Annotated in this window: 11 protein-coding genes, 1 pseudogene and 1 riboswitch; of the genes and pseudogenes, 3 read left to right on the top strand and 9 right to left on the bottom strand. The window is 56.5% G+C overall.

Features of this window, described 5'->3' with window-relative positions:
* Nucleotides 1–225: 225 nt before the first annotated feature.
* Nucleotides 226–1,104 carry a class A beta-lactamase gene (gene bla / locus N1037_12800; GenBank protein ID UWS78162.1) on the bottom strand — a complete coding sequence of 293 codons (879 nt, stop codon included), beginning with the start codon at nucleotides 1,102–1,104 and terminating at the stop codon, nucleotides 226–228.
* Between the two features lie 213 nt (nucleotides 1,105–1,317).
* Between bla and N1037_12795 the strand changes: the two genes are divergently transcribed.
* Together N1037_12795 and N1037_12790 are read left to right on the top strand one after the other, a co-directional pair.
* A complete protein-coding gene (locus N1037_12795; protein ID UWS81358.1) occupies nucleotides 1,318–2,184 on the top strand; it encodes a LysR family transcriptional regulator in 867 nt (288 codons plus the stop codon).
* An 83-nt stretch (nucleotides 2,185–2,267) separates the two neighbouring features.
* Nucleotides 2,268–2,485, top strand: a pseudogene (locus N1037_12790) (ribonucleotide-diphosphate reductase subunit beta).
* 35 nt (nucleotides 2,486–2,520) lie between these two features.
* Here N1037_12790 and N1037_12785 read toward each other — a convergent pair.
* Together N1037_12785 and N1037_12780 are read right to left on the bottom strand one after the other, a co-directional pair.
* Nucleotides 2,521–3,600, bottom strand: coding sequence for a hybrid-cluster NAD(P)-dependent oxidoreductase (locus N1037_12785; GenBank protein UWS78161.1), 1,080 nt, complete (start codon nucleotides 3,598–3,600; stop codon nucleotides 2,521–2,523).
* Nucleotides 3,601–3,605: 5 nt separating this feature from the next.
* Complete coding sequence (locus N1037_12780; GenBank protein ID UWS78160.1) at nucleotides 3,606–4,877, bottom strand: aromatic ring-hydroxylating dioxygenase subunit alpha; 1,272 nt, start codon at nucleotides 4,875–4,877, stop codon at nucleotides 3,606–3,608.
* A 61-nt stretch (nucleotides 4,878–4,938) separates the two neighbouring features.
* Nucleotides 4,939–5,141, bottom strand: a riboswitch (cobalamin riboswitch).
* 902 nt (nucleotides 5,142–6,043) lie between these two features.
* Between N1037_12780 and N1037_12775 the strand changes: the two genes are divergently transcribed.
* Nucleotides 6,044–8,017: an EAL domain-containing protein gene (locus N1037_12775; GenBank protein ID UWS78159.1), complete on the top strand. Its 1,974-nt coding sequence runs from the start codon at nucleotides 6,044–6,046 to the stop codon at nucleotides 8,015–8,017.
* A 119-nt stretch (nucleotides 8,018–8,136) separates the two neighbouring features.
* Here N1037_12775 and N1037_12770 read toward each other — a convergent pair whose 3' ends face one another.
* From N1037_12770 to N1037_12745, 6 genes are all read right to left on the bottom strand, one after another.
* A complete protein-coding gene (locus N1037_12770; protein UWS78158.1) occupies nucleotides 8,137–9,288 on the bottom strand; it encodes a HEPN/Toprim-associated domain-containing protein in 1,152 nt (383 codons plus the stop codon).
* Nucleotides 9,289–9,675: 387 nt separating this feature from the next.
* The gene (locus N1037_12765) at nucleotides 9,676–10,122 is read right to left on the bottom strand and encodes a hypothetical protein (protein UWS78157.1); all 447 of its coding nucleotides are present in this window, start codon (nucleotides 10,120–10,122) and stop codon (nucleotides 9,676–9,678) included.
* Between the two features lie 48 nt (nucleotides 10,123–10,170).
* Nucleotides 10,171–14,310 (bottom strand): hypothetical protein, encoded by a 4,140-nt coding sequence (locus tag N1037_12760; protein UWS78156.1) that lies wholly within the window; start codon nucleotides 14,308–14,310, stop codon nucleotides 10,171–10,173.
* Nucleotides 14,311–14,778: 468 nt separating this feature from the next.
* A complete protein-coding gene (locus N1037_12755) occupies nucleotides 14,779–15,789 on the bottom strand; it encodes a zinc-binding alcohol dehydrogenase family protein (GenBank protein UWS78155.1) in 1,011 nt (336 codons plus the stop codon).
* A 24-nt stretch (nucleotides 15,790–15,813) separates the two neighbouring features.
* Entirely contained in the window at nucleotides 15,814–16,989 is a 1,176-nt protein-coding gene (locus tag N1037_12750; protein ID UWS78154.1) for an MFS transporter, read from the bottom strand.
* Between the two features lie 10 nt (nucleotides 16,990–16,999).
* Nucleotides 17,000–17,437 carry a glyoxalase gene (locus tag N1037_12745; GenBank protein UWS78153.1) on the bottom strand — a complete coding sequence of 146 codons (438 nt, stop codon included), beginning with the start codon at nucleotides 17,435–17,437 and terminating at the stop codon, nucleotides 17,000–17,002.

The following is a 17,437-nucleotide window of genomic DNA, read 5'->3' as shown; positions in this document are numbered from 1 at the left end:
CAAGCAGCGTGGGCGCAAAGTGGTGTTGCAATAATATGCGTAACGGGACACTTCCCATTGCACTGAATTTTCTTGACGAAATCAGAGTTATCTATGCCTGAACTGAACCCGTGGCCAAGCCAACCTTGCCAGGAAGCGCCGCCGCGTGATTGTTTTCATGTTTGGATGTCAAACAGGAGGGGGGGAGAGCAGCAGCCAAGTGCCGAGCTCTCCCTTTTGCAGTTTCTACCGGGCTTCAATTTCGGCTATCATTGCTGCGCCGATCTCCGAGATCACCTGATTGCGCAGCGCAAAGTCGGCATTGCTTTCGGTGATGTAGACGGCCGCCATGTAGGGGCCCCCGGCTGGCGGCTCAATAAAGGCGACAATGCCGCGGGAGCCGTGGCCGCCTGCACCGGTCTTGTCACCGATAACCCACCCCTCCGGCAGATGAGCCCGGATCAGTGCATCGGCGACCTTATCGTCTATCATCCATTGGCGCAGATGGGCCGCGGAGGCAGGCTTGAGGATATCGCCATAGAGCAGGGCCTCAAGCGTTTTTAGAATTCCGGAAGGCATCGCCGTATCCCGCGGATCCCCCGGCACCGCCTCGTTGAGTTCTGTTTCCCAGCGATCCAGACGGGTGGTCCGATCACCGGTTTCGCGCAGAAAACTTGTGAGGCCGGCCGGGCCGCCAATCGCGTCAAGCAGCAGATTGGCTGCGGTGTTGTCGCTGAGCGTAACTGTGGCCTCGCAAAGCGCCGCAATTGTCAGGCCGCCAGCCAGATGCTGTTCGGTGACCGGAGAATAGGTCACCAAGTCACTCTCATCGAAATGAATGCGCCGGTCCAGGTCTTCTTTTCCGGCATCAACGCGGGCCAGAACCGCGCCGCAGAGAAGGGATTTGAAGGTGCTGTTCATGGGGAAGCGCTCTTGCGGGCGCAGAGCAATTTTCCAATCCGATGAGGTGTCGTGCAATACGGCACCGATGCGTGCATCCAGGCGGTCTTCCCAGGCCGTCACAACCGTTTCCAGTCCCTGTGCTGCCAAGTCACACGCGGTTGCGAGCGTGATGGCGCTGCCAAGTGCGAATAGTCGCAGCAGTTCGCAGGATTGTTTTTTCATTGGTCTTCTCCGTGTTTTCAGGTTTCAAAAAAACGCACTGACCTATCCGCCCCGCAGGGTGAAGCGGACGGTCTCTTGCAGATCTTCAGGGCGCCGCGGCAGGCGGTGGACGCCCCTTGGCATTGCTTCATGTCATGGGGTGCAGGCTATTCGCTTCCAATATCCAGCGCAAACGACTAATAGTCAGATGCTGCATTAGAAAAAGTAATGACTATGGATCGGCCCAATATTCCCCTGAACGCTTTGCGCACCTTTGAGGTTGCCGCCCGGCAGGGCAGTTTCACCAATGCAGCGGTCGAGCTGTGCGTGACCCAGGCGGCGGTAAGCCATCAGATATTGCGGCTGGAGGACCAGCTTGGCATCAAGCTGTTTCACCGCACGCCGAAAGGGCTCCTCCTGACATCCGAAGCGGAGGCGCTGCTGCCGGTACTGACCTCCAGCTTTGACCGTATCGGAGGCGTTCTGGACCGCTTTCTGGATGGCCGGTATCAGGAGACACTCAATGTTGGCGTCGTGACCACCTTTGCCGTTGGCTGGCTGGTGGACCAGCTGCCCGGGTTCGAGCAGCGGTACCCGGGGATCAGCATCCGCCTGTTCACCAATAACAACCGGGTGGACATTGCGCGCGAGGGGCTGGATCTTGCAATCCGTTATGGCCACGGGCGTTGGCCGGGGCTGACGGCACAGCCCTTGATGGAAACCCCGCTTACCCCGCTTTGCAGCCCCTCGCTTGCCTGCCGGCTGGATGGGCCCGATGCGCTGGCACACCAGGTGCTGCTGAGATCCTACCGCTCCGACGAGTGGCCGATCTGGTTTCAGGAAGCGGGTGCAAAATGTCCCAAACTTGACGGCCCGGTCTTTGATTCCTCGATCGCCATGGCAGAACTGACAGCAAAGAGTATGGGCGTGGCACTATTACCCTACAGCATGTTTCAGGCGCAGCTGGCCGATGGCCGCCTGACGCGTCCCTTTGACGTGGAGATCGCAACCGGCAGGTACTGGGTTACCCGTCTGGCCTCCAAAGAGGTATCCGCCGCAGCCATGGCATTTGAATCCTGGCTTGCAGAGACGGCGCAATGAGTGGCGATAATCGTGTTGCCCTGGCAAGGGGCTGATACTCGGCGGAGGGACTTTCCACAGCGATCGCGAACTGCACACCGCAGACCGAAGACGTCAAAGTTCTCCTCCACTATACGCCAACAGGGCATTATAAAGTTTGGGTTTTGAAGAACTTTTCCCACCGGAAGTTTCTAAAATGAACCCGGCAAAACTGGCAGCCCTCAGCCTCGACAGCGAAAACATTGATTTCTTTTCTGGTTCTGGATCGTTCAATGTGATCGGCAAGGCTGTGGCGAGCGAAGAGGAAGATTGGGATTTCTAAAGCGAAGGGGCGCCAGTCAGCGCCCCTTTGGTGTCTTAGAACTCAACCTCAACCTTACCAATTGGGTTGGAGCAGCAAGCAAGTATGTATCCCGCTGCGATGTCATCGTCTGAAATGCCGCCGTTGTGTACCATATGCACTTCGCCAGAGGATTTCTTGACCTTGCAGGTTCCACAAAGCCCGAAGGTACAGCCCGATGGGATGTTTAGTCCGGCATTGCGCGCAGCTACCAAGACAGTATCCGTTTCTGCAACTTTTGCGGTAACGCCGGAAGTGGCAAAGTGGATTTCAGCGCTGGTATCACTGTCCAGCACAACGTCGTCCAGATCGGGTTGGTCGGCTTCAGTTTCAACCGGGGCGCCAAAGCTCTCTTGGTAATAATTGTCCATATCAAACCCAAGACCGCCCAGAGCTTCGCGCACGGCCGTCATGAAGGGCTCAGGCCCGCAACAATAGACCTCACGATCCAGATAGTCCGGTGCCATTAAGCCCAGCATCAACTGGTTGAATTGTCCCTGATAACCAGTCCAGGGACGATACGGATCGGGGTCTTCCACCACAAATTTCAGATCAAGCCCCGGGGTGCGGCTGGCCATTTGTTCCAAGCGTTGGCGGAAGATGATTTCAGAGGGACGTTTGGCACAATTGATGAAGACAACATCCAATTCCCGCCCTTCGTCCCACATGCAGGTGGTCATCGACATCATAGGAGTGATGCCTGACCCTGCCGAGATAAACAGATAGCGGCGGGCCGTGCTGTTGGAGTTGCTGAACACTCCCGCTGGTCCTATCGCCTTGATGCGCATGCCAGGTTGCAAGTTGTCCAGCATCCAGCGCGTGCCAATGCTGTCTGCCTGGGCCTTGGCAGTGATGGTGATCGAGCGCGGGCGCGACGGCGAAGAAGAAATAGTATAGGTGCGGTGCACTACTCCGCCCGGCTGATCTGGCGCCGGGATTTCGAGCGTCAGGAACTGCCCCGGTTCATAGGAAAATAGCGCCCCGGAAGGCGCCCGAAAGCTGAAGCTTGCGGTATGTGGCGCCTCGGGCACCACTGAAACACATTCCAGTGTTTCACTGTCTTTCCAAACAGGTACAGCGGAAACAAGGTCTTTCATGTCGCTCACTCCGCCGCCAGGGCATCAGGTGCCAGTCGTTCCGCCAGTGTGGCGCAGTACCACTCCACAAATTGCAAAACACCCGACTCTTGGGTTCCGGAATAGGGACCGGGCACATAGGCTGGGCTGTTGATGCCTTGTTGGTTGTCTTCGACCACCCGGCGGTCTTCATCATTTGTGGCGACCCAAACTTCGGTCAGGCGCTGTAGATCATAATCAACACCTTCCACCGCGTCTTTGTGGACAAGCCACTTTGTGGTTACCTCCGTTTCTGTTGGGCTGATTGGGGTGACGCGAAACACCAAAGAGTGGTCCGCGAGGAAATGGTTCCAGGTTGTAGGATAGTGGAATTTCAACAGAGACCCAGCATCGGCAAAGGGCGCACGTCCCAGCCAACGGCGGACCGCGACCTTTCCATCCATGGTATAGCTTTCGGCACCCTCTTTCAGGGGCATCCGCGCCAGTCTGTGCTGTCCGCCCTCATCCAGATGGAAGCGCGACGGCAGCCCTGCGGCCTCGCAGCGGTCAAAATGCGCCTGCAAATGCGCAGGTGTTTCCCCCCCCTCAATGCCGGTGACCGCAGGATCATCCGGGAAGCTCCGGCAAAGGGCAGGGTGATTGCCGCCACAATGATAGCATTCGCGATTGTTTTCCCAGACCAGTTTCCAATTGCCGTTTTCGACAATAGAGCTTTCGAAAGCGACTTTTGCCTGTCCCAGGTCATGGGGTTCGAGGTAGGGGCGGGCAATCGCTGCAAAGCTTTCAAAATCCGGGGCCTCGTCAGCCAGGCAGATATAGACTAGCCCAGCAAGCTCGCGGCAATGCACCGTTTTCAACCCGTGTTGTTTGGGGTCAAAATCCGGCCCCATATCGCGAGCCCAAAGCAGTGAGCCGTCTAGCTCGTAGGTCCACTGGTGATAGGGGCAGACCAGTTTGGGCGCGTTCCCTTTTGCAGCCTTGCAAATGATAGAGCCCCGATGGCGACAGGTGTTGTGGAAGGCACGGATCTGGTTGTCCGCACCGCGCACAATGATCACACGATAAGCCCCTATGGTGTGGGTGACGTAGTCGCCAGGTTTCACCAATTCACAGGCCGCAATAGCAAAGAGCCATTCGCGATAGTGGATGGCTTCCAGATCTGCCTGAAAGACCTCAGGGTCGGTGTAAAACGCCTGTTCTAAGGCATGTTTTGGGTTTCGACGGGCCAATAGGCTTTGGATGTTATTCACTTCTGGCTCTCCTGCCGCGCCCCGCGGCCTTGTTTGGGCTGATGGCATGGGAGAACAGTCCGGAGGCGCGAGGATCACGTCCGAAAACCGAGCCCCCACCGCCACCCGCGGTTTGACATATCTGCAAGGCTGGTTTCCGGACTTGGAAGAGGTTTGCACCCGGTCACGGCACCTTCCCGGGATCCTCCTCCCAGTGGCGATTGCCGAACCTGATCTTCCTTACCGTTGCGGGGGCAGTGTCGGATTTTCACCGATTTCCCAATTCTCCACCCTCCCGGCAGGGAAGGCAGCACCTTGCAAGAAGAGTTTATTGTGCGGGCGTCGATTTTCTAAGTTGTGAACGACTTCTTTGTGTTCAAAACCGTACTGTTTCCGAGAAACAACATCCAAGAATTCGAAGAGGAAATGGAGGTGCTGTATCTAAGGCACGACTGTCTTTCAGTGCCTCACTATCTTTGGTTTCCGCTGTGGCTTTTTGGGGCTGGGAACAGTCCTCCGTGACCTCATAGATCACTGCCCCGGGGGAGGGAGCATGGCGCTGCGCTGCCGTATGGCGGCTGGGGCAAGAGGCTCGGAACACCATCTTCTATGCTTCGAGCAAGGGCTACCCAACAGGGTTCGATGACCCTAGTGAATCACTTGCCAGAGAGTGTCAGCCTACGCTCGGTTTGATCTGGGGCGCGATTGATTTGACAAAGAATGCGGGTCAGAAAATACCATTTATCGAACAGGCACTGCGAACCGCTAACATCGTTATTGCTAATCTAAAAAAGAGGTAGAGTAAATAAAACAGCAGACATTGGCGCCGCCGCCGCGAGAGTTCGCTCCGTCCGCAATGCGTGAGTTCGCACCCCCTGATATCTTTGCTGCCGCTGCGAACGAGCGTTTTGCACGTCAGTGGCTTTGATCTGATTTCGTCCCAGAACGGCAGCATTTGTAGCGTTGCAGAACACTGGTCATGATTGGTCCCCACTGGAGGGTGTCACCGCCATTGTTTGCAATCTGGTCCCTGCGGCGGCTTTGTTGCACAAATCGGTTGGGCGCCAGTTGCAAGGCGTCACCTGGGCTTGCCCCATTCGGAAATGGCCTACATGGCTACCTATCCGATCGAAAATTTCCACAAATTTGAGAGAAACATCAGGCTTGGGGAAACCCTTTTTTATCTAGTGTTCACGCATTAATAGGGTGGTTATTGTGACAGGCTTGGACGCGGTATGAGATCTTTGAAGATTTTGGGTAGGTCAAGCCTCAGCGCGTCCGAAGACGATTCCAACCTTGCAATCGCTCAAATAAGAATGTTCTCGAAGCAAATCCCAATCATGTACACCATGGTGGTGGTCAATACGATTGCGCTTGCATATACCCATGTCTCGCTAACTCCAGCCTGGCTTGGTATTTACATCCCTGCCGTGCTTGTCTCGATAGCAGTCCTAAGAACGTTCCTTTACTGGCGCGTCGGAAAAATAGGAATATCGGCACAACAAGCGCGACAGCAACTCCGTCAAACCATTGTTCTAGCAGGTGTTCTGGGGAGCGTTTTCTCATTTTGGGCGCTGGCTCTATTCCCCTATGGCACGGCGCAGACACAGGGGCATGTCGCATTCTTCTCCGGCGTTACCTGCTTGGGGATCATGGTGTGTTTGATGCATCTAAGGGTCGCGGCATTTGTCCTTGCTGTTGCAGCGGTGGGGCCGACAGCAATATACCTCATTTTTCTTGGCCCTTCAGAGAGTGTGGCCGTCGGCTTCAATCTGGTCATCGTATCAGTGGCCGTTCTCTGTATTTTGTCGCGGCACTCGCACCATTTTGGCGAATTGATATCCAACCAAAAGGAACTCAAGGACACCCTTCTGCGGGCCCATAAGCTTAGCAAAGAAAATGAGCTTTTAGCCAATACCGACAGCTTAACTGGTCTCGCCAATCGTCGCCGCTTTATGTCTGAGCTGGATCAGAGATTAAGTAATGCAGCAGGCAGAGATGAGCGTTTCGCCGTGGGGATACTCGATCTAGACGGTTTCAAGCCTGTGAACGACATCTATGGGCACATTGCGGGTGATCGCCTGTTGATTGAAGTGGGGCAGCGGTTGTCAGAACTCGACAGCGGGACTTTCATTGCACGCCTGGGTGGGGACGAATTTGGCCTTATCCTCACAGGTGACTTGTCCGACACAGACCTCCAGTCCACTGGCGACAGGATCTGCGAGATGATTGGCAAACCCTTCGAGCTAGACAGCTTTACGGCAAACATTGGGGGAACGCTTGGGCTGGCCCAATACCCTGATGCAGGCACAACCGCGAAGGATCTTTTTGAACATTCAGACTATCTCCTTTACGTGGCCAAGGAACGCTCAAGAGGGAAAGCAATCCTATTTTCTGAAAAACATCGTTCCGAGATACAGGAAACCACTGGCATCAAAAGATGTTTGCAAGAAGCAGATCTCGAGAAGGAGTTATCGGTCAACTTTCAGTTTGTCGTTGACAGTATCACAGGCGTTCCTGTTGGTGCTGAGGCTCTTGCACGTTGGACCAGCCCGACGCTGGGAATTGTATCGCCAGACAGTTTCATTAAAAACGCTGAACAGGTTGGGATGATCAATGAGATCACGGAAATTCTATTGCGCAAATCCCTGGATGAGGCGCTGAAGTGGCCCGGTGATCTATTCGTTTCATTCAACCTGTCGGCACATGATATCGGATCATCCCGGCACATCGAGAAAATCTGCGACATTGTCAAAAATTCAGAACTTCCGGCCGAGCGTTTGACATTCGAAATTACCGAAACGTCCCTCTTGTTGGACCTGGAGAGGGCAAATAGCACTTTGCACCGCTTAAAAGGACTGGGCTCAAAGGTCGCTTTGGATGATTTTGGGACGGGTTATTCAAGCTTGAGCTACGTGCAGAAACTCCCAATAGATCGGCTGAAGATTGACCGGAGCTTTATTTCTGACCTGGAAGAAAACCGCGCGTCCCAGGCCGTTGTAAAAACGATCCTAGATCTTTGCGGCAACCTGGGTCTTGATTGCATTGTTGAAGGAGTCGAGACAGCAGCGCAGCTGGCTGCCCTTCGGGACCTAGGCCACATGAAGGTACAAGGGTATTTTTTCAGCAAGCCGCTACCAGGCTACGATGCCCTCACATACTTAAAAATGCTTCCAGTCTCGAGTTGGGATGCAAGCCTTAGTGCGTGACGCGACGTTGACCCTTTTTAGCAACCCTCGCTCAGATTGCGTTGACCACCTCAAGGAGGATCATGGTGTCGCACCGCCGCATGTCCGGTTCGAGCCCATTGCAGTCATTCGTGCCGCCGTTAAGATAGGGGAGTACAGGCCTCGACGATCACATCCAACACTTTCTCCATCTTCTCGAAGGGGTAGTCGTCAGCACGGGTTGTTCTGAGGAACTCGTCTTGCTGTGCGCTCTTCTCGCCAGAGGTTTGGTCTATCGAGCCCTGATACGCTCCCGCGCGCTTTTCGTAGTTGCTCCACCTGATACGGCATCGCTGCGGGAGCTTCAGGTAGCACTCGATAGCAGCGGCTTTGCCGTTGATGTCGGCAAGATGCTCGCCATTGGGCCCAATTGTCGGGAAGCTCCTGAACTCTTCAAGATCGGGCAGTTTGATCGCGTTGATGCCTGAAAGCTCTTCAAGCTGCGCGAGCGATGCGACGCCAACCGTGTCGTTGTCGAAGATGGCCAACACACCATCGGCTTTCCCAATGCTTCTCAGGCCCCTCATGAAGTTCATCAGGTTGCCGTGGCCGCCAAACGGATAGTTGTCCTCCATGTCAACGAACCGGAAGAAATCGGCGATCTCGGGGCGCAGGATAGCGAAGGCGTGTTGGATCACCTTGGTGTCGCTGGTGCCTTCGGTCACAAGAAGGAAGCCTTCTCCACACGCTCCGACAGAAAAGTCCTTACGTTCGAAGTAGCCGCTCTCAACGACATCCATAAAGTCCCACTGGACAACGAGATCGAGATTCTCAGGGCGTTCTGCGAGCACACGCAGAATGTCGTAGGGCATCAGTCGATCAAGAAGAGTGCTGAGATCCCATTCCGGTGATCGACCATAGTGATCGGTCAGCGGGTCCTCCAGTCGCTTCTGGTATTCAGCAGGAAGAAGGCCCCCGTGATTATCTCGGGCGTCTTCTTTGAGGGAGGCCAGATCGACGTTGCGGACAAGCTCCAGCGCTTCTTTGAAGGGCACGTCATGCGGCTCGTCGTATGTTACGTAGGGATTGTTGAACCGCCGTTCGATAGCTGGGAGCGTCGATCCGAGGAGCTCTAGGCGTGGAAGGATCGAGCGTAAGGTCGCCTGAAAAACTTCTACTAACTTTAGGTCGAAGTCCCTTTCGACAAAAACACTGTCAGACGGCAAGTAAATCGAATGGTGCGTCGTGGTCGTAAAGTTCCCACTGGACTCAAGGTGGAAATTCCCGATGCGGAAGTCTGAGTAGGTCCCCAACGCTGATCCTCGCTGCCTGCAAGCCGGTAGTTTCGCTTTTGGTAGTCGGCGTTAAGTCGAACGTCGAGCCAATTGCACGGATGAGCCTACACCAATGCGACGCTAGTCAATCCTCACCGTCGGCTGCACGACTCCATTCTAATCCTGTTCAGGCTGAAGGGGCAACGACAACTCTGTCCGCTCAGCGGACATTCACCTGTAAATATAGCTGCAAGCCTAACCAATGACCGCTTGTCACGCGGCATCTCAGCGGTCGAGGGCTATCTGCCCAGCCCGAAGTGATCATTGCGCGGAGCAGAGGGTGAAAGTCTAGGCCCTGCAAGGCCGGTGGACCTGGGTGGTGGTCCGCAGTGGTGCCCAGGTTCCGTTGGCCTCGCGTGTCAGTGGTTATTCCACCATGGCGACAGGATAGTAGTTCGGTGCACTGCCTTCAGTCATCGTGACCCTGTAAGGAATGCCCATGAACATATTCTCCACGAAGAAAATCAGCTCATCGCCATTTTTCATTGGCTGGTGGATTGCTGCAAAGTCAGGGATCCCAAAATTGTGCAGGCGAATAGTGCCGGGACCCACTTCTTCGTTCGGGTCTTCCGCATTGTAGCGCTCCATGTAGCGTTGCTGGAATTCTTCCGGCTTGATGATCAGTTCGAAATCGTCGCCTTGGACAATATGATTGACCATTTGAGCGTAGGCAAAAGCCCATTTGGGGTCTGACAGCGCGGGCGCTGCTTGCGACAATTGGGTCGGCGATGACACCTCGGTTTGCGCGATGATCACGATCGGAGTCCCGGTGACGGAAAACGCAAGCTCGACGGGGGGCAACAAATCAGCCATGTGGGATCTCCAGATTTAGGTGGGCGTTCCTATGGGGGCGCTGTGTCTTCATTTTACTTCATACCAGTTCGAATCTTCCCAGTTTTGTCCGGCCGGTGTCATGCGCCCGGTGAACGCGTCTTTCTTCCACATGACCAGATCGCCAGTGACCGGGTCGGGTGCCGCGACAAAAAAGGTCTGACCTTCCGGACCACCCCAATTCGTATCGGCGATAACCACTTCGGGCACCGGCAGCGCCTGCATCAGGGCTGCCTGAATATCCCCGGAGGTTCCTTTGTCGACCTGGGCGACGAAGAAATCCAAAACACGTTTCTGGAGCTTTGCATCCGCGCTAGGACGATTGGCGGCGATCCAATTTTTGGCTCGGCGCTGCGCTTCAGTCGCGCGGTAGGCGGCCAGTTCAGTTTCCACCTTAGCCTTCAACTCACCTGGCGTCATGGGTTCGATTGGTCTGCGTTTGAAGGCATCTGCCAAGATATCTCGCATGTCGGCATCCGCCCCGGCCAGCAGGGCCCGCAACTGATCGTCATACATGCGCGCGGCCTGATCGGTTGGCAGTTTTGTGCTGGCCAATGCCTTGCCCGGATCAATCAGCTCGCGTTTGATCTTGGCGTCCGAGTCCGGGTCGCGGATCTTGTCCTGGCTCGGGTGGCCCGGCAACGCGTTGAAGGCGTGGTTTGCGTTGTCGCCGCGCGTCGAGATGAGTTTCATATCAGTCGGCTTGGTGGAACCGAGGTTAAGTATTGATCCGATCACCTTCTCGGTCCGGCCTGACCGCGTCGAGGGCAGCCCTGATTTGGGCAAGATTTTGTTGATGGAGGGGGTGCCCCCTTGCAGCACGCGTTCGGTTTGGTCCTCAAAACCACCCCCCGCCATGTTCCAGGGCGCGATCCGGTCTTTGCGTTTCTTTTTGGGATCGGCGGTGCTGTAGGCGTTTAGGATGGTATCGGCGAACTTGGGGTCTTCAATCACAGCAACAACAGCTTTGCCTTCGTCGCTTGTGGCTGAATATCCGGTTGCGGTCAGTGCAATGTCGCGCATCGCGGCCATGAAATCAGCCTCGCTGGCAAGTGCTGCACCCTTGTATGTCACCTGGTAACCACCATCGGTGGAGCTTCCGTCTCCACCGCCGCCAACTGCGCCCACTTCGGGGCCCGCATTGTACTCAAACTTCAGCTGTTGGGTGATCGCCTTGCGCAGCTTCGCTGACACACCCGGCACGACCAGCCCTGTGTCCGGGTTGGTTGAGGAATTCCATTCGGTCAGTGGGATCGCGTCTTTGATACCTGAAAACGTCTGAGGTTTTTTCAGCGCTCCGCTGAGCTTCTTGTGCTCACGGCTGGTTGCCATTTCTGCGGCTGCGGTCGCCACCGAGTATTCCCAGCTGCGCATCAGCGGGTTTTCTCCCTTGGGCGGATTGACGTTGGCTGGATATGTCTTGCCATCCGGCGTCGTGTACATCCCGGTGGTCGCCAGCTTGCTGAATTCATCCATGGCGCGCATCGGGTCGGTTTCGCGGATACCGCGCACTGGCGCCGTCGAGAAGCACGAGCCAACCGGCCCCTGGCTCAGCGGTGTCATCATGGCCGCAATAACCGAGGCTTTGGCATCGGCGTCCGTCACCGCACCGGGGTCTTTGCCAGACGTGCCCGCAACGATTTTCAATGCCCCCACGCGGCCCGCCGCATCGGGGGCAGGCAGCGCGGTAGCGTCAATGACTCGTTGCGCATCTTCCTTTGTCGCTTCATCCGCGAACAAGGATTTCACCTCTGTCATCTTGTCGGTCATATGCGGGGTGAAGTTTGTCAGGCTCCCGGGGTGGAACATCATGTGATCCATCGCCTGTTTTGCCTTGGGCGTGTCAAAGCTGACAGCGCCGTCTTGTCCGATAACCGCCGAACTCATTGCCTGTGTGCGGGAAAGCGCGATCTTGTTCTTGCGTTGGCGCTCCTGAGCGTGATCGTCCAGGGGTTTGCTCATCCCGCCATGCGGGTCAGGCTGTAACTGTGCGCCGCTGTCCAGATAGGTCGCAAACCCGTCGAAATACTCTTGGCCTTGGGTTGCGCCCAAGCGCAGTGCGTTGGTGGCCATCGTACGCATATCTGCTTCCGGCAGATCGAGCTTGTCGCCAGAAGGCGCGGCAAACCCATCCAGCATCTTGTCGGCAACGAACCCAGCATTTTGAGCAATCACCGACGGGTCCGGGGAGTGCGCGGCGAGGTCCAGCGCATTGCGGGCCAACTGACCATCCTTGGAAAAGACCTCCAAGAACTTTGCCTTGTCCTCGGCGGGGATCTGCGGCTTGGCGTTTGGCGACAGGCGCCCAAATGTCAGCGCATCAAGCATACCGCGTTTGGCATCCTGTACCTTCAGGGTTTCAAGTTGGGCGGCTTGATCGGCCTTCGCCTTCTGTTGCGCGGCCTGTGCCTCGATGAGCGCTTGTGCCGCCGCCGCTTTTTCCGCTTTTTCCGCCTCTACCAAAGCGGCCGCCGCGTCCTTGCGAAGTTGATCAAGCTGAATACCGCGCAGCATGGCCTCGTTGCGCTGCGTTTCGGTCATCTCATTGGGTTCTGGCAGTGCGGCGTTGAACTCTGCCCAAGCCGTTTGTGCATCGGCTGCGGCTGTTTGGGCGGTCTCCCATCCAGATCCTTGGGCGGGTCCGGCTTTTAGTGCGTCGATTGCATTTTTTGCGTTCTGTACCGCAATTGTTGCGGCTTTTTCTTCGGCATGGGCCGCAGCGCGCGCGTCGCGTGTCGCCTGAATTCCAGCAGGTGTCACGTCCAGCGGGCCGTCTGCATCCAGCTTTTTCATCGTCTCCGTTGCAGCGGCAAAGCTGGTCGGGTCGGCCTGCGCCAGCTTGACCAGAGCTTCAAAAGTGCGTGCATTGCCTCCGGCGATGGATTTCAGGGCGGTTTTCTGATCGGGTGTGATGGTCATACCATCGACCAGCGCCGCCTTTGCATCGCGCATGGCGTTGGGGTTGTTGGCAAGCTCGGCGACGATCCGATCCTGGTCGGATTCGCTAAAGCCAAGTGCCTGAAGTTCAAGTTTTTTGCGGCCACTTTCAGTCATGCTGTCGATAAAATCATCGGCCGCATCTATGGCGCCATCGACCGCATCAGACACCGCATCGGCGACGTTTTCCACCACGTCTGTGACGGTGTCGACGACATCGCCCACGGCATCTGCAACATCTCCCATCGCATCTTTGATGCCGGAGAGAATTCCAGACGCCAGTTCGGTTTCTGGCTCAGTTGCCTTTTTTGCCTGCGCGGACATTTCCTTATCGGCAAACATCTTGGCCATTTTGATGAGGTTGGCCGCCTTTTTCCAATCTCCGGCGTCCATGACTTGCCAGAACATGGTCGATATTTGGTCCGCCTTATTGGCGATCTTGTCCCCGGCCTGATCTTTCAGGGTGTCGAGGTTCTGCGCGATGGGTTCAAATGCCGTCTCCAGCTTTTGGCGAATGGCATCGGTGTCCCCGGTGGACGCGCCGCCGGGCGCGGCGGGGGTGACGGGGGGCGCGCCTTCGAGTCTGTCCAAAACCGAGGGCAGCTTCTCGACCAGCTTTTGCGCTTGCTCGACCTCGCCAGCATTCAGGGAGGCAATCGCGGATTTGAGAGCCGCCGTCAGTTTTGCAGCTGCCGGGTTGCCTGCCTGTGCAAGCGCACCGACCCTCGGGGCCAAGGCTTTGATCTGGTCTTTGACCGTGGCAATCCGGTCCGCATGGTCGTTCGCGTCGGCATTTGCGGCGTCCGGCGTCGCATCGTTCGGCGCGGGATCAACAGTGGCTTGTTCCGCGTCGTCCTCATCGTCCAATGGATCGCCAATCACCGAACCGTCGCCAAGAACAAAGGCAACTTTGAAGGACAGCCCTAGATCTTTGAGGTATTTCTTTGTACCCACATACAATGCTTTAGGAGGTTCGTCTCCGCCTTCCGGGCGAAACTGAATGACCTTACCCTCGACCGTGGCAACGCCCATACAGCCCTTTGCCGTTCCGCCATTCGCCTTGGCCTCACGCCACATAACGCTCGCGGCTTTTTTGGGGTCTGCGGCCAAGACAACTCCGCCTTCTTTGCCCAGCGTCAGCGCAAAGTTATGCTCCTTCTTACGCATCTTTGTGATCAGTTTGGTCAGCTCGGCGGCTTCGGCCTTGGACTGTTGGGCAGACTTTTTGGGCATTGGTAAAGCCTCTCAAGAAATTGGTTGTACCTCTTAGCCTCACCGCGACATGTTCTGAAACCGTTCAAAATAGAACGGCGGAGAACACGCGCACTACGTTCAGCGCCGAGTAAAATCATTTTCTTGAACTTTGGCAGTAAACCGCAGGTGGCGTAAAGCAAAATACGTCAGTCACCAAAGTACGCGTTTGCGTCCAGAAAGACAGCAAAGCTGATGCAACCCTGTTGCGGCTCCAGAAGCGGGGCAAAACCTTGCTTCTTTCGAGTTCATATGGGCGACGATGAGGGGGGGCAAGACAGCTTTGAGCGCAGCCACCCGAGACAGCAACGAGCACTGCCCAGGTGGGGGATCATTGCACTGCCAAGGCAACAGTCAGCCCAATGGGATCGATGCTGCAGGGCGCGCGCCAATGGAGGCTTTGCCGACATGAGGTCGTGCGGAGCGGGTTTTCCCACTCCGCACGCGTTGTCAAAAGCCCTCAAGCACGATTTTGCCTTTGGCTTGACCCGTTTCAACCAGCCGGTGTGCTTCGCGCATATTGGTGGCGTTGATGGGTGATATCCGTTTTGACACGGTTGTCTTGATCTTTCCCGCGTCGATTTGACCCGCGACGTATGTCAGCAGTTTGTGCTGCTCGACCATATCGTGGGTCTGGTGCATTGATCTGGCAAACATGAACTCCCAATGCAGGCTCGCCGCCTTCATCTTCATCCCGCCCATCGGCATCGGCAGATCAGTATCGTCAATCGACACAATGCCACCTTGCGGGCGGATCAGCTCGACGGCCGTCTCCCAATGGCGCATGTCGTTGAAGATTGCGATATGATCCACATGCTGAAGCCCCAGTGCACGGATCTGCGCCACCAAATCTGCGCGGTGATTCACCACATGATCCGCACCAAGTTCCTGCACCCAGGCCGAGGTTTCGGGGCGTGAGGCTGTGGCAAGGACCTTCAGGCCAGCCAGTTTGGCAAGCTGAATACCGATGGAGCCGACACCACCACCGGCACCGATGATCAGGATGGATTGCCCCCCATCAGCGCCGTCGCGATCAATGCCGAGGCGATCAAAGAACGCTTCGTAGGCGGTGATCGTGGTCAGCGGCAATGCCGCGGCCTCGGCGTGGGACAGGGATGCGGGCCTGCGCCCGACGATACGCTCATCGACAAGATGGAATTCAGCGTTGGTGCCGGAGCGGGTGATGTCGCCCGCATAATAAACCTCATCGCCGGGCTTGAAGAGCGTCACCGCAGAGCCGACTGCCTCGACCACGCCGGAGGCGTCATAGCCGATGATACGCGCTTGATCCTCAACCTTGTCCTTTGGTGCCCGCACCTTTGTATCAACCGGGTTAATGGCGACGGCCTTGACGGCGACAAGAATGTCGTGGCCTTTGGGTGCTGGTTTATCGATTTCCAGATCAAGGAACGCGTTGGTATCCTCGACGGGCAGGTAGTGGGTGAAACCTACGGCTTTCATGTGAAATTCCCTTGAGGTTTGGGGTTAAGCTGCGACCGAAACGGAAGGGGATTTCCATTCCTGCCAGATGATGAAGAGCAGGCCGATTGCGGGGACGATGATGGCGGCGAAGGGAATGTATCCCGGCCCCCATGTGCTATCGACAACGACGCCGCCGATAATCCCGCCCAGGGCGTTGGCGATATTAAAGGCCGATATGTTCGCCGTCGCGGCCAGCTCTGGGGCATCGCCGCCGTGTTTCATGACCCGCATCTGCATGGGCGGCACGTTGGCAAAGGACACCACGCCAAAGACAAAGGAGGCGGCAACGAACAGATAGGGTTGCGACGCCACCAAACCGACGACGATCAGGGCGACACTCATTGCCAGGGGCCATCCGATCAGCGATGCGCTCAGGTTCTTGTCAGCGGTTTTGCCGCCAAGGGTGTTGCCCAAAACCAGGCCCAGGCCGACGATGACCAGGATCCATGTCAGGGAGGATCGCTCAAACCCTGCAACCTGCTCGGCGATCGGGGCGATATATCCGTAAAACGTCATGAAACCGACCCAACCCAGTGTTGTGATGAGCAAGCTGGCCAGCAGTTGCGGATTGCGGAACGCGCCAATCTGTGAGCGGACAGATTTGGGTTCTTCAGCACCCTGCGGCGGGATGGCAATCGCAATTGCGGCAGTGGCGATTGCCCCTAGGGCGGCGACAACAATAAAGGTGGCGTTCCAGCCGAAAATATTGCCGATCCATGCCCCGCCGGGAACGCCAAGCACATTTGCCAGCGTCAGGCCCGCAAACATCTGACCAACCGCCTGGCCCTCCATGTTCTTGGCGACCAGTCGCGTCGCAACCACCGCTCCGATGCCGTAGAATGGTCCCTGTGTCAGGCCAGCCATGACGCGGCTGATCATCAGGGTGGTGTAATCAGCCGAAAATGCGGTGATCAGGTTGGAGACCACGAACAATGCCATCAACCCGATCAGCACAACCCGCTTGCGGTAGCGCGCCAGCCATAGGGTCAGGATAGGGCCACCAATGACGATGGCCAAGGCATAGGCGGTGATCAAATGTCCCGCTTGCCCCTCCGAAATATCCAGGCTTTCGGCAACCTGCGTAAGAATACCGGCAATCACAAACTCTGCGGTGCCGATGGCGAAAGCTGCGAGGGTCAATACCCAGACCTGTCGCGGCATTTTTGATTTTGGTGACATGGCTTCGGTCCTATCCGGGACGGATTTGTTCAGTTGATGGCTGCGCCACCATCGATGTCGATGGCGAAGAGATAGCGTTGGGCTCATGAAAGACGGCCTCGATCAGCGGGCCGGATGGGGTTCGCAAGAACAGTCGCCGCTCGCCCAGCTCGGCGAGATCCATCTTTGAGTAGGGGATATTCAGTGCTTCCAGCCTGGCACGGAATGCGCTGTAATCGTCGAGCTGGATGCCCACATGGTCATAGGCCTCTGCCGCGCTATCAACGCCATAGCCCCGCGCACCAATCAGGTGAACGATGGGCTTGTCGTGCGCATAGAGCCAATGTCCTGGAATGCGCCGGATCGCCTGTGGACGTTCGCGTTCTTCAAGCGCGTCAAAAACCTCAAGCAAGAAAGACCTGGTACCGGGCAGATCGCGGGTGCGGATGGTGATGTGGTCAAGGTGCAT

The organism is Phaeobacter sp. G2 (assembly GCA_025163595.1).
GTDB lineage: Bacteria > Pseudomonadota > Alphaproteobacteria > Rhodobacterales > Rhodobacteraceae > Pseudophaeobacter.
This window is presented reverse-complemented; position numbering and strand designations above follow the sequence as displayed.